Source organism: Agrobacterium sp. A3-95 (assembly GCF_053521785.1).
In genome coordinates this window covers 172,719-183,393 of record NZ_JBNWDR010000011.1, presented here as the reverse complement: position 1 = coordinate 183,393, position 10,675 = coordinate 172,719, and the positions used below count along the sequence as shown (strand labels likewise).

At 58.9% G+C, this 10,675-nt stretch carries 15 protein-coding genes and 1 pseudogene; 7 read left to right on the top strand and 9 right to left on the bottom strand.

All coding sequences use genetic code 11. The features are described 5' to 3' along the window. Window positions 1-382 (top strand): zincin-like metallopeptidase domain-containing protein (locus ACQZ5Y_RS24565; protein ID WP_272871270.1); only part of this gene is annotated, 382 nt, incomplete at its 5' end. 3 nt (window positions 383-385) lie between these two features. Here the strand turns inward: ACQZ5Y_RS24565 and ACQZ5Y_RS24560 are convergent. After that, a complete protein-coding gene (locus tag ACQZ5Y_RS24560; RefSeq protein ID WP_162995350.1) occupies window positions 386-559 on the bottom strand; it encodes a hypothetical protein in 174 nt (57 codons plus the stop codon). Between the two features lie 454 nt (window positions 560-1,013). On the opposite strand from ACQZ5Y_RS24560, the gene ACQZ5Y_RS24555 reads away from it, so the two are divergent. Next, window positions 1,014-1,322: a DUF736 domain-containing protein gene (locus ACQZ5Y_RS24555; protein ID WP_092587933.1), complete on the top strand. Its 309-nt coding sequence runs from the start codon at window positions 1,014-1,016 to the stop codon at window positions 1,320-1,322. Window positions 1,323-1,642: 320 nt separating this feature from the next. Further along, window positions 1,643-1,813, top strand: a complete 171-nt coding sequence (locus tag ACQZ5Y_RS24550; RefSeq protein ID WP_162995351.1) for a hypothetical protein — start codon at window positions 1,643-1,645, stop codon at window positions 1,811-1,813. 98 nt (window positions 1,814-1,911) lie between these two features. Here ACQZ5Y_RS24550 and ACQZ5Y_RS24545 read toward each other — a convergent pair whose 3' ends face one another. Beyond that, complete coding sequence (locus ACQZ5Y_RS24545) at window positions 1,912-2,304, bottom strand: winged helix-turn-helix transcriptional regulator (RefSeq protein ID WP_121557917.1); 393 nt, start codon at window positions 2,302-2,304, stop codon at window positions 1,912-1,914. Between the two features lie 86 nt (window positions 2,305-2,390). On the opposite strand from ACQZ5Y_RS24545, the gene ACQZ5Y_RS24540 reads away from it, so the two are divergent. The 3 genes from ACQZ5Y_RS24540 to ACQZ5Y_RS24530 all read left to right on the top strand — a co-directional run bounded on the left by ACQZ5Y_RS24540 (window position 2,391) and on the right by ACQZ5Y_RS24530 (window position 4,631). Further along, a complete protein-coding gene (locus ACQZ5Y_RS24540; RefSeq protein ID WP_121557918.1) occupies window positions 2,391-3,047 on the top strand; it encodes a DsbA family oxidoreductase in 657 nt (218 codons plus the stop codon). After that, window positions 3,037-3,903 carry an SDR family NAD(P)-dependent oxidoreductase gene (locus tag ACQZ5Y_RS24535; RefSeq protein ID WP_121557919.1) on the top strand — a complete coding sequence of 289 codons (867 nt, stop codon included), beginning with the start codon at window positions 3,037-3,039 and terminating at the stop codon, window positions 3,901-3,903. The genes ACQZ5Y_RS24540 and ACQZ5Y_RS24535 overlap by 11 nt, the downstream gene beginning before the upstream one ends. 122 nt (window positions 3,904-4,025) lie before the next feature. Then, window positions 4,026-4,631, top strand: coding sequence for an arginase family protein (locus tag ACQZ5Y_RS24530; protein WP_121557920.1), 606 nt, complete (start codon window positions 4,026-4,028; stop codon window positions 4,629-4,631). A 39-nt stretch (window positions 4,632-4,670) separates the two neighbouring features. On the opposite strand, the gene istB is transcribed toward ACQZ5Y_RS24530, so the two are convergent. Together istB and istA are read right to left on the bottom strand one after the other, a co-directional pair. Further along, the gene (gene istB, locus ACQZ5Y_RS24525; RefSeq protein WP_121557921.1) at window positions 4,671-5,405 is read right to left on the bottom strand and encodes an IS21-like element helper ATPase IstB; all 735 of its coding nucleotides are present in this window, start codon (window positions 5,403-5,405) and stop codon (window positions 4,671-4,673) included. Between the two features lie 7 nt (window positions 5,406-5,412). Continuing rightward, window positions 5,413-6,906, bottom strand: a pseudogene (istA, locus tag ACQZ5Y_RS24520) (IS21 family transposase); the annotation flags it as partial. Between the two features lie 173 nt (window positions 6,907-7,079). Between istA and ACQZ5Y_RS24515 the strand changes: the two are divergent. Next, on the top strand, window positions 7,080-7,253 hold the full coding sequence (locus ACQZ5Y_RS24515) for a hypothetical protein (protein ID WP_162995352.1): 174 nt from the start codon (window positions 7,080-7,082) through the stop codon (window positions 7,251-7,253). A gap of 40 nt (window positions 7,254-7,293) precedes the next feature. On the opposite strand, the gene ACQZ5Y_RS24510 is transcribed toward ACQZ5Y_RS24515, so the two are convergent. The 5 genes from ACQZ5Y_RS24510 to traD all read right to left on the bottom strand — a co-directional run bounded on the left by ACQZ5Y_RS24510 (window position 7,294) and on the right by traD (window position 10,671). Beyond that, window positions 7,294-7,692, bottom strand: coding sequence for a thermonuclease family protein (locus ACQZ5Y_RS24510; RefSeq protein WP_233283754.1), 399 nt, complete (start codon window positions 7,690-7,692; stop codon window positions 7,294-7,296). Between the two features lie 124 nt (window positions 7,693-7,816). Further along, window positions 7,817-8,083: a WGR domain-containing protein gene (locus ACQZ5Y_RS24505; protein ID WP_121557960.1), complete on the bottom strand. Its 267-nt coding sequence runs from the start codon at window positions 8,081-8,083 to the stop codon at window positions 7,817-7,819. Between the two features lie 213 nt (window positions 8,084-8,296). Then, window positions 8,297-8,494 carry a hypothetical protein gene (locus tag ACQZ5Y_RS24500; protein ID WP_121557924.1) on the bottom strand — a complete coding sequence of 66 codons (198 nt, stop codon included), beginning with the start codon at window positions 8,492-8,494 and terminating at the stop codon, window positions 8,297-8,299. Between the two features lie 16 nt (window positions 8,495-8,510). Continuing rightward, window positions 8,511-10,469: a Ti-type conjugative transfer system protein TraG gene (gene traG / locus ACQZ5Y_RS24495; RefSeq protein WP_121557925.1), complete on the bottom strand. Its 1,959-nt coding sequence runs from the start codon at window positions 10,467-10,469 to the stop codon at window positions 8,511-8,513. Then, window positions 10,456-10,671, bottom strand: a complete 216-nt coding sequence (gene traD, locus ACQZ5Y_RS24490) for a type IV conjugative transfer system coupling protein TraD (protein WP_052821066.1) — start codon at window positions 10,669-10,671, stop codon at window positions 10,456-10,458. Before traD ends, traG begins: the two co-directional genes overlap by 14 nt. Window positions 10,672-10,675 lie beyond the last annotated feature (4 nt).

Below are 10,675 nucleotides of genomic sequence, written 5' to 3'. Positions count from 1 at the left end.
GGTCATGGACTATATCCAGATGCCGCCCTTTGAGGCGTTTCGCGATGCTGCCGGATACGCAGCCGTGCTCAGCCATGAGGCCACGCACTGGACTGCGGCGACACATCGCGTCGGCCGTGACCTTTCGCGTTACGCCAAGGACCCGACGGAGCGTGCGCGTGAAGAACTCATTGCCGAGCTTGGCAGTTGCTTCCTCTGCGCTGATCTTGGCATTGCACCCGAGCTCGAGCCGCGGCCGGATCATGCGTCCTATCTGCAGTCGTGGCTATCGGTGCTGGCCAACGACAAGCGGGCGATTTTTCAGGCGGCGGCTCATGCGCAGCGCGCGGTGAGCTTTCTGCATTCCTTGCAGCCGGAAAAGGAGTTGAAGGCTGCGGCCTGAGGGTCAGTCGCGATCGGCACCAGCGGTGGCAGCCGCGTGATCGTTGACCTGCTGATCCTTGAGACCTTGTGCGATGTCAGCATCCAGCCTACCCCAGATCGATGGTTTTTGAGCGTCGGATTTGGGTTTGCGGGATGGTTTGCGCTCAATGATGAACGGCTTGGCCTGCTGACGCATCATTCCTCCTGGTTGCGAATCGCGAGGCCAACGATATCGCAAATGGCATGGCGGGCAAGCGGGCGAAACTAAGCAGAGTCTCTGTCTCTATCAATGCGCGTCGTGACGACGATCGTGGTGGGAAAGCGTCTGGATGTGGCCTTTTCCGGCGGGTATTGCTGAACGCCATTGCCATATCCCTTCACGTCAGAGTTTCCGGCAACCCATCTGCGGGCTCGATGTGGCATGTCTGACCGGAGACCGGCTGCGCCTCGATCGTCTTCCCGCAACGACAAGGTTCAGATTTCTTACCCCGGAACGCTGCGCCCTCCTCCTCTCCCGCTAACAAATCTGCACCTTGCCGCCCTCCATTTCATTGCGGCCTTATCAGGTGCGGTCCGATCGTCACCGGTCTTTGCGACTGCCATCGAGGCCGCGATGGGCGCGGCCCGAACACGAGAAAAGGAATACGACAATGGCAACCATCGGCACCTTCACGTCCACCGAAAACGGCTTCACCGGCTCCATTCGCACTCTCGCCCTCAACGTCAAGGCACGCATCGCCCGGGTAGAGAACCCCTCCGACAAAGGGCCGCAGTTCCGCGTGTACGCCGGAAGCGTCGAACTGGGCGCCGCTTGGCAGAAAACTTCCGGTGAGGGCCGCGATTACCTCTCGGTCAAACTCGACGATCCGAGCTTCCCGGCCCCGATCTACGCAACTCTCACGGAGGTCGAAGGCGAGGATGGCCTCCAGCTTATCTGGTCCCGCCCGAACCGGGACTGATCGATATCACGAGGCTCCGCCACCGGCGGAGCCTTCTTCTCCTCCGAAAATCAAAGCCGGACCGGGCATCGAGCCAGGGCCGGCTTTCTGGTTGGCATACGGTGAGCGGGAAAGCTGCTCAGAATAAGCGATCGTACCAAGCGGACATGCCGGCCCCAAGGATGAGCGGTTCCCCCAATTTACTCCAGCCGCCCGATGGGCAACCTGCGTAAATCGGCTCCCCCACTCCCCGGCTCCGCCGGTCGCTCCGCGATCCCTGACCCCGCGATGCCATTCTCGGGTCGGATGGCCATCTTTCACAAACGTCAAGGAGACTAAAGATGACCTACGAACTCGAAATCCAGATTGAAGAACTGCGCGCTGAAATTGCGACGGTTCTCGATCAGGCTGAGCGCCGACAGATTGCCGCCGAGCTTGCGATAGCAGAGGCGCAGCTTGCCGAGACAGAAGCGGCTTTCGAAGCCTCGGTCGCCACTAAGCCGCCCCACTGAGGGCGACTTTGCGCCATTAGCGGACTTATGCTGGGTAGACATCAGGTGGCACGCAGAGAACTGAAAGACGACATTCCCGTCCGACAGAACGGATTCTCTCATGGTTTGGTATTTGTAGCAGCACTGACAAATTTCGCCCGTGCTTCCATCATGGATGGCTGATGTTGTTTCGCCCACTCGAATAGCGCCATTATCGGCTGCAGCAACGTCCGGCCGAGCTCGGTTAGCTCGTAGTCGACGCGGGGAGGAATAGTCGGGTAGATGGTCCGCGTTACAAGGCCGTCCTGCTCCAAACCCTTCAAGGTAAGCGTCAGCATGCGTTGCGAGATACCGTCTATCAGACGGCCTATCGCATTGTAGCGCATAGGCCCGTTTGAAAGTGCACCAACCACCATAATTGTCCATTTGTCGCCGACCCGCGCCAGAACATCTGCAAGCGCCCGACAATCCGGGGCGGTCGGCTCGCCCTCACTAACAATCTTGTTCGTCATTCCCAAAAATGTGCCTCCTTGCGCAGGTCTTTCCACGTCGTATCTTAGCGTAACGAACAAAATGTATCTAGCTGAGAGACGCTGTTATGACGAAACTTCGCATCGACCTTTTCACTGAAATCAGTTGCCCATGGTGCATCATCGGACTGCACCGTCTCGACAAGGTGCTGATGGAACGGTTTCCCCAAGTCGAAGCCGACCTCCACCACCATCCGGTTATCCTGCTGGACTGCCCGCCGGAGGGTTTCAGGATCGTCGACCTGATGAAATCGCGCTATGGAATAACCGACCCTGCCAAAGCATGGGCGCGTCCGCATGCCGAGGCGCGGACATCAGGGCTAGATCTTGATCTTGCTCGCCAGCCATTCGCCTATCCGACGGTCGGTGCGCATACACTGATCCGTCTGGCGGGCCCACGCGGGACGCAGCATAGCTTGGCGGTTGCCATCACATGGGCCTATTTCCAGGATGCCGCCAACATCGGAGATGCCGATGTGCTCGCCGATATCGCATCGAACCATGGATTTGCACGCGATGAAGCCTATCGACTGATCACTGACCCGCTAGAGCTGGCAAGAACGCGTGAGGAGGTTGCAAGCGCTACCGCGCAAGGCGTGACGTCGGTGCCGCATTTTGTGTTTGGGGCGAAATTCGTTCTCAATGGCGGACGCAGCGAGGATGAGCTAGCTGCAGCCATCGAACGCGCCTCGGCTCTGGCTTTGGAGGTTCGCCATGTCGGATGAACGCAAGCTCGATGGCACCAATTTCGTTTTCTTCGGCGGCACGGCAGGTATCGGCCAGGCGGCAGCAACCGAAATCTCCCGCCGCCATGCCAATGTGCTCGTGGTTGGACGCGATGGCGCAGCGGGCTCGGAGACCGTTTCACGGCTGAGGCAAGCAGGCGCACAGTCTGCCGAGTTTCTGCGGGGAGATCTGTCCACCGTTGCCGGAGTGAAGACGACGGCAGACGGTGTGCTCGCCTGGAAGCCAGAGCTTCACGGTGTGGTGCACACCGCCATGAGCGCGCATGGCGGCAAGCACATGATATCCGATGGATTGGAATTCACATTCGCCCTGCAATACCTTGCACGTGCGATGCTCAATCGCCTGCTGGTCGAGGCGCTGTCAGCCTCAGGTGACGGGCGAGTGATCCATATTTCCGGTGCGGTCGGTGAGAAACAGTTGCCTGATCTCGATGACCTTCAATACGAACGCACGAAATGGAGCTTCTTCAAATCGGCGCTCGGCAGTCATGCGCTCAGCTTCCTCCATATCCAGGAGGCGTCACGGCTCTGGGTGAATCGTCCTGTTACGTTGACCGCAGTATGCGTGGGACCTACCAAGACAAAGGCCATGCTCGATCCGAAGATGCCTCTGATCATGCGGCTTTTGGGGCTAATCGGTACAAAGCCGGAGATGTCTGCCCGCAACGCGGTCACTGCTCTCGTGAAGAGTTCGGCAGGAGACATCAAGGGTGGTATTCTTCGCAAACGCAAAACATGGACACCGGAACTCCTCGCATTCGATCCCGTCAAGGCGACAAAACTTTGGGACATCACCACATCGCTTGCCTCGGATCGTGGTGTCGAATTGAAGTGATCGGTGGTCAGCCAGAGCTTGGCGGCACTAAGGCAGCTATTGGAAACGTTGCTTCGACATCTCTATCTGTGTCGTTCAACTGATATGAGCGTGAGTGCCCGTGGGCAGAGAAGGTGACACATATGGCGATCGACCCGGCAAAAACGCTCAGGCTCAATCTTCCGCAGTGGCAGGGCGGCGATCATCCTGGCTACTATGTTGGCGCGCGTGTTCTGGCAGCTATAGCGCCTGATCCTCTTGGACCCGTGGAAACTATCGCAGTGGTCAGACCGAACGATCAAGACCGGCCAGTAGATAAAGGCATCAAGTCGCGCTCGGCGCTTCTTGACAACCTCAACGCTGCTCGCGCAGCAATCGCACGGCACGATCCGGACGCGATTGTGACGCTGGGCGGCGACTGCCTTGTAAACCTTGCTCCGACGGCGCACCTCAGTGAGCGGTACGGTGACGAGCTCGCCGTCATCTGGGTCGATGCCCATCCCGACGTCATGACCGCAGCGCAATTCAGCCACGCTCACGCTCACGCGCATGCACTCGCCATCCTGATGGGAATTGGTGATGAAGAATTCGTCGCGGCTGTCCACCGACCAGTCTCGGGTGATAGGGTTCTTTACGTGGGTCTGACTGTCAATCGGCTTGGTAACGGGACCCCTTATCGGCTTCCAAAAAGGACCCCTGCCTCTGGTTGCATAGGGTCAGCGCGCGTAGGCCTGGAGCTTTCAATCTAGCGCAGGGCCTGCGGGCGCGGATTGTTTGTCTCTTCGCCTTTAGCTTTGAGAGCGGTTCTTAAAGCGCCAAGATTCATTTCCGGTTTCCACGATCTCGCAGTGGTGTGTGAGCCTGTCGAGCAGAGCGGCAGTCATCTTGGCGTCGCCAAACACCGCCGGCCACTCGCCGAAGGCCAGGTTGGTGGTGACGATGATCGAGGTTCGCTCGTAGAGCCTGCTGATCAAATGGAAGAGAAGCTGGCCGCCTGCCTGAGCGAACGGGAGGTAGCCGAGTTCGTCCATGATGACGAAGTCGAGCCTGGTGATAAAGTCGGCAAGCCGCCCCTGTTTGCCATTACGTGCTTCTGTCTCAAGCCGATTGACAAGATCAACGACATTGAAGAACCAGCCCCGCGCTCCGTTGCGGATCAGGGCACGGGCAAGCGCGATCGACAGATGAGACTTTCCTGTTCCGGTCCCGCCAACCAGTACAATGTTGTGCTGCTCCGCGAGGAATTCTCCGGTCGCGAGCTGGCGTACCAGCCCTTCGTTTACCGGTGTATCGGTGAAGTCGAAGTCGTTGATATCCTTGGCCAGCGGCAATTTGGCGATGGTGATCTGGTATTTGATCGACCGTGCTTGCTTCTCGGCAATCTCCGACTGCAACAGATCGCCGACGATACGGGGCGGTTCGTGCTGACGCTTGATGCCGGAGGCCATTGTCTCGTCGTAGGCGCTGCGCATGCCGAACAGCTTCAGCGTACCCATCATGTCGAGGATTTGAGATCGCTCCATATCAACTTGCCCTCCTGAGGCTGTCGTAACGTGCGCAATCGGCCAAAGGCTCATGGGTCAGGCGAAGCGCATCGGGAATGGAAAGGATGGCGGTCGGTTGCGGATTACGCTTGCGGGCCAGAATGTTGATGATGACGGCGGATGAGAACACGCCTTGATCGAGTGCCTCCTGGCAGGCCGCTTCGACGGTGGAAAGCCCGTCCTGACCGACGCATTCGAGGATCGACACCATCTGCCGGTCGCCGTCATGCATGACCTTTAACCGGCGGCGCACCTTCTCCATGGCGGCAGGCAAAACCCAGTCATGGAACGGAGCACCGTTGCGTAGCGCTCCCGGCTTGCGGGTCAGGACCGGAACGTAATGCCATGGATTATAGATCGTCTCACCACGGCCGAAGTGGCGGTCGTGCTGCCCGATCTCGACGCCACCTTGCCGGATGACTATGCGGTCGGCATAGGCGTGTATCTCGGCCGGGCGACCGACTGCGGTGGACAGCACCGAATATTTGTTGTTGTCGAAACGGACGAGGCAGGTTTTGCCGATCGAGGCTTGCACAGCGTGGAAACCATCGAACTTGCCAGGATAACTGATCATATGCGGCCGCTCCGCATCAAACACCTCCCAGATCGTGCGCTCCGTCTGATCGACATGCTTATGAGCACGAGCGTAACTGATGCACTTGTCCAGCAGCCAGCCGTTCATCTCATCATAGGACTTGAAGCGTAGCCGCGGCGTGAAGAAGCGTTCTCGCACCAGATTGACCTGGTTCTCGACCTGGCCTTTCTCCCAGCCCGAAGCTGGCGTGCAGGCTACCGGTTCGACAAGGAAATGGCTGCACATCTGAAGGAAGCGGCGGTTGTATTGGCGTTCCTTGCCGATGAAGACTGCGTCCACTGCTGTCTTCATATTATCATAGATGCCGCGCGTACAGGCTCCGCCGAAGAAGGCGAATGCCCTGTCGTGGGCATCGAAGACCATCTCCTGCGTCTCGCGCGGATAGGCTCTCACATACATCATCCGGCTGTGGCAGAGCCGGACGTGGGCCACTTTCACTGTCGTCGTTACTCCATTGAGAACGACGATCTCGTGGCTCCAGTCGAACTGGTAGGCTTCGCCGGGCGCGTAATAGAGCGGCACGTATGCTTGCGCCGTCACGGCCCCGCGCTCTTTCGACCATGTTCTCGCATAGCGCCGAACGGTGTCGTAACCGCCGTCGTAGCCGAGGTCGCGCAAATCCTCATATATCCGGATCAGCGTCAACCGTTCTCGGGAAGCCTTGGCTTCGTTGGAAAGCAGTATTTCATCGAGCTGATCGCGCCATGGTCCGAGCTTCGGCTGAGGTTGACGGGTCCGCTCGTATTTGAACTCCGTCTCGTCGGTGCGCAAAACCTTCCGCACCACTTTACGCGATATGCTTAACTCCCGGCAGATCGCTTTGATCGTCTTGCCCTGCACATGCGCAAGGCGTCGTATCTTCAAGATTGTTTCCACAATAAGCATCCAACCAAAAAGCCTCCGATGTAACCGGAGGCTGTTGTAACCCCATCGCAGATGGGGGTCCCGTTTCGATGCCGATCACCCCAAATGCGGGGTCCTTATTCCATGCTTGATCACATTCCTTCCCGATCCGCATTTCATCCCCGCGACGAAACGTAATCGACAGGAGAAACCACATGCAACAACTCGCCAAGTTCTTGACAGCAACCGGCCGCCGGCTTCGCTCCCTTGCCAAGGTGGTCTGCCACTTCTTCCGAAAGGGCAAGCTGGGCATGAAGATCGCGATCAAGATCCCGTTCTTCGTTGAGGTTGAACTCAACTTCGAAAGTGATTGGGAGCGACAGCCCTAACGCTCGTCCAGCCGACCCGGTCATACGGGTCGGCTTCGGATCAGCGATCGCACCAAGGTTCGCGTCGACCCGACCACGTCCGCGCCAAGCCTTCCGAGACAAGGACATCACCAAGGCTACGACCGTCCCGAACGAGGACACGCAGCTTGCGCCCATATCTATCGACGTTCCGTCCCGGCCACGCGTGGAGCTCGAACGGTCCTTCATTTAGTAGTGCGACAAGGCGGGCGGTGGCACGGTTGCCGCGTTGGAGTTCTGCCGTGCACTTCGGCTCACTGATCTCCGGCGTGTCTATATCGGCAACCCGGATTTTTTCCCCTCTCAACCAGAGTGTATCACCGTCGATAACGCATGAGGTACGCGCAGCCTTTGCGCATATTCCTATGGCACCCGTTAGCTTGATGTGCTCGGCGGCCTCACCGTGACTTGTTGTGCCCATAATTGCCGTGAAAACAACGAATCCGTAAGACGCGATCAGTCTCCGGTGGTTCTGGTTTTGGGTCCGGGACTTCTTGGCATTGTCGACCAACGTCATTCCTCGTGATTTTAGCATTGTTGTGGTCTTAGCGATCCAGCCGCTTGCCTCGCAATACTGTGGCATATCCCCGGCCTCGCTTTTGTCGAAGCAGTTCCAGGAAAAGCGATACGGCGTCGCCTTCTCGTTCGAAACTGTGAACCAGCGTCTGTCCCGTGGTTCCGATCCGTCCCCATCGTCGCGTCAGGCAAGCCTCGCCAAACAGGTTTGGTTCAATGGACAATGCGTAGAAACGGGCCATGTTTTTCCGGGCGTCGGTTCGCTCGACATAAAGCTGGTAGCGCTGGGTGATCATGGCGACATGATTGCGTGCCGAGGCTGCGACGTCCAACGACTGTTTTGAATCGGTCGCGCGTCATCGATTCATATTCGTGAACCATGCAACGATGCCACTGGGCGGTCCGCCTCTGGCGTACGGCTCTATTCGCGGAGCTCACGAAGCCGGCAAGCCGTCTTCGCCCATTCGGGTCACGATCCTCCCGCGGATGATACAGATGCGGGTCATAGGTCAGTAGCCAAGATAGCCGAGCACATCGCCGCCGTAATACTCTCCGTGTTGATCTGCTTGCGCAATTACCTCACCCGTCTCGGCATCAGACAACGCCTTGTCTGTCATCCGGACCCCCGCGATGATTTTGTGCTTTGCGCATTCCTCGATTGCCTCCTCCGCGGTAACATTCGCCTCGCAGGCTTCCCAGTATCGCATCTCTGCCTCCCGTTCTTCACTCGTTGCGGTCGGCCGCTTGTTGCTCGGTATCAGCGACGTCCCTTGCCTTCTGGAACCGGTTCTCCCCGACGCTGCATTTCATGTCAGCACGACGAAACCAGATGGCCCTACCGCAGCGGAGTGGTGCGTTGCCGGCTGTGAAGACGATCTGTTCGTCTGCACGCATGCGAAGGACCTCGTGAGGCTGGATCAGCGGTCGTGACGCCAGCTGCTTGGATCGCGTGCGCGATGATCCCCGCGACTGAAAACTGCGACTGACCTGATCGATCTCGACTGTCGTTGTACCGCATCGCCGTGAAATGTAATCGGCGGTCTCAGGATCGTTGATCGCTGCAAACGAAATCCAGCTGGCGCTCTCAAACCACTTGCTCGACGCGTCCCGCCCTCCATAAGTTTCCCGCAACTGGCCGATCGACTGATAGATCATCGTCAGGCTGATGCCATACTTACGGCCCGCGTCTCGCGCCGTTTCCAGGATCCGCATGTAACCGAGCCTCGCCACCTCATCGAGGAGGAAAAGCGCCCTGCCCTCCATCGCGCCGTCGCGGTTGTAAATTGCGTTCAGGAACGAGCCGATGATCACCCTTGCTAGACCCGCATGTGTCTCCAGCGTCTTCAGGTCGATATTGATGAAGACGTCGGTCTTACCGTCTGCCAGCGCGTCGGTCGTGAAGCTCGAACCCGAGACGAGGGCGCCGTAGTTGCCGTAGCTCAGCCAGTGGGTTTCCTTGATCGCGTTCGCATAAACGCCGGAGAACGTTTCAGGCGTCATGTTGACGAAAGCGGCGACGTTTTCCTTCACGAAATCCGATTCCGAATTGTCGTAAATCTCCTGCAGCCGCGCACGCAATTTCGGCTCGGGTTCCGACAAGTTGGCCCGTACCTGCCGCAGCGTCTGGTCCCTTTCGGCCGTGTGCCCCGACAGGCAAACGTCGGCGATCATCGCTGTCAACAACTGCAGGCCGGAAGCTCGGAAGAAGTCGTCACGCACGCCGGTCGCGCGACCGCTATCGCTCATGATCCAGGAGGCGACCGCTGCGATATCCTCCTCCTTGGTTCCGCCGTGGCGGCCAATCCAGTCCAGGACATTAAAGCCCGACGTCGAGTTTTTCGGATCGAGCACGACGACCCGCCGACCCGCCTTGCGCCTATGCTCGCTCACCATCGGCGCCACCTCGTTCGAGGGGTCCAAGACAACCAGCGTCCCGCCCCATTTGAGGGCAGTCGGGACGGTGACAGAGGTCGTTTTGAAGCCACCGGAGCCGGCAAAGACGATCCCGTGCGAGGAGCCGAAGGATCCGTCAAAACACAACAGCGGTGACTTGCCTCCGTTGCCCCACGTCGTGGGATCGCCGGACCGAAACGCCAGAGCGGCGACGCTGTCCCGGTCGACGCGATACTTCTCGCCGATGATCATCCCGCCTGTCCCGGAAAACAGTTTCTCGGCCTCCGTCATTTTCATCCAGTCTGCCTCGCCATGCAATGCGCGCTTCCCGCGCATCCGCTTCGGCTCGCTCCGGGCAAAGGCAGCGTTGCCCTTCACCGCGACCCTGAGCGCGAACGCGCCAGCGACGGCGGCCGCTCCACTTCCGACCACCGTCGAGGGATCGCTATAGGAGAGCAGAGTTCGCCCGGCCTCCAGCTGTCCGATGAAACCGGCGAGCCTCGTTGCTTCCCGTATGAACGCGATAGCCAGCACGCAAAGTGTGCCGCTGGCCACTCCCCATCCAGCCGCTTTGATGCTCCGCGACCCTTGTGCGGCGAACAGGAAGATGACGCCCAATGCGGCGGCGAACACATAGGGCGCCGCCAGTCCGATCCGACCGAGCGTCAGCCTGGCTTGCTCCGATTTGCCAAATGCTGCCAGCCAGTTTTCGATACCAGGAAAGATCAGGCAGATCGTTGCCATAAGCACGACCGGCATGATGACAAGCACGACTCTAGTGGTCGTCATTGCCGAAGGCCTCCGCACCGATGGCCATCAGGCGATCCCGTTCCGCGCTGTCCGCTTTCACGCGCGACGCGCCATCCATCAGAAGACCGAGCAGCAGTGCCCGCTTCTCGAAGCGCAAACCGGCCTTGACGATCAGTCCGCCGAGCTCAATTTTCTCGCGGGTGTCCTTCTTGCGGGCTTCGGCGACACTGGTCCGGGTCATCCGA

What these genes read in the sequence shown, in the direction of transcription:
- ACQZ5Y_RS24560 (WP_162995350.1), bottom strand. Translation starts at nt 559, where the DNA reads ATGCGTCAGCAGGCCAAGCCGTTCATCATTGAGCGCAAACCATCCCGC.
- ACQZ5Y_RS24555 (WP_092587933.1), top strand. Translation starts at nt 1,014, where the DNA reads ATGGCAACCATCGGCACCTTCACGTCCACCGAAAACGGCTTCACCGGC.
- ACQZ5Y_RS24550 (WP_162995351.1), top strand. Translation starts at nt 1,643, where the DNA reads ATGACCTACGAACTCGAAATCCAGATTGAAGAACTGCGCGCTGAAATT.
- ACQZ5Y_RS24545 (WP_121557917.1), bottom strand. Translation starts at nt 2,304, where the DNA reads ATGACGAACAAGATTGTTAGTGAGGGCGAGCCGACCGCCCCGGATTGT.
- ACQZ5Y_RS24540 (WP_121557918.1), top strand. Translation starts at nt 2,391, where the DNA reads ATGACGAAACTTCGCATCGACCTTTTCACTGAAATCAGTTGCCCATGG.
- ACQZ5Y_RS24535 (WP_121557919.1), top strand. Translation starts at nt 3,037, where the DNA reads ATGTCGGATGAACGCAAGCTCGATGGCACCAATTTCGTTTTCTTCGGC.
- ACQZ5Y_RS24530 (WP_121557920.1), top strand. Translation starts at nt 4,026, where the DNA reads ATGGCGATCGACCCGGCAAAAACGCTCAGGCTCAATCTTCCGCAGTGG.
- istB (WP_121557921.1), bottom strand. Translation starts at nt 5,405, where the DNA reads ATGGAGCGATCTCAAATCCTCGACATGATGGGTACGCTGAAGCTGTTC.
- ACQZ5Y_RS24515 (WP_162995352.1), top strand. Translation starts at nt 7,080, where the DNA reads ATGCAACAACTCGCCAAGTTCTTGACAGCAACCGGCCGCCGGCTTCGC.
- ACQZ5Y_RS24510 (WP_233283754.1), bottom strand. Translation starts at nt 7,692, where the DNA reads ATGGGCACAACAAGTCACGGTGAGGCCGCCGAGCACATCAAGCTAACG.
- ACQZ5Y_RS24505 (WP_121557960.1), bottom strand. Translation starts at nt 8,083, where the DNA reads ATGATCACCCAGCGCTACCAGCTTTATGTCGAGCGAACCGACGCCCGG.
- ACQZ5Y_RS24500 (WP_121557924.1), bottom strand. Translation starts at nt 8,494, where the DNA reads ATGCGATACTGGGAAGCCTGCGAGGCGAATGTTACCGCGGAGGAGGCA.
- traG (WP_121557925.1), bottom strand. Translation starts at nt 10,469, where the DNA reads ATGACGACCACTAGAGTCGTGCTTGTCATCATGCCGGTCGTGCTTATG.
- traD (WP_052821066.1), bottom strand. Translation starts at nt 10,671, where the DNA reads ATGACCCGGACCAGTGTCGCCGAAGCCCGCAAGAAGGACACCCGCGAG.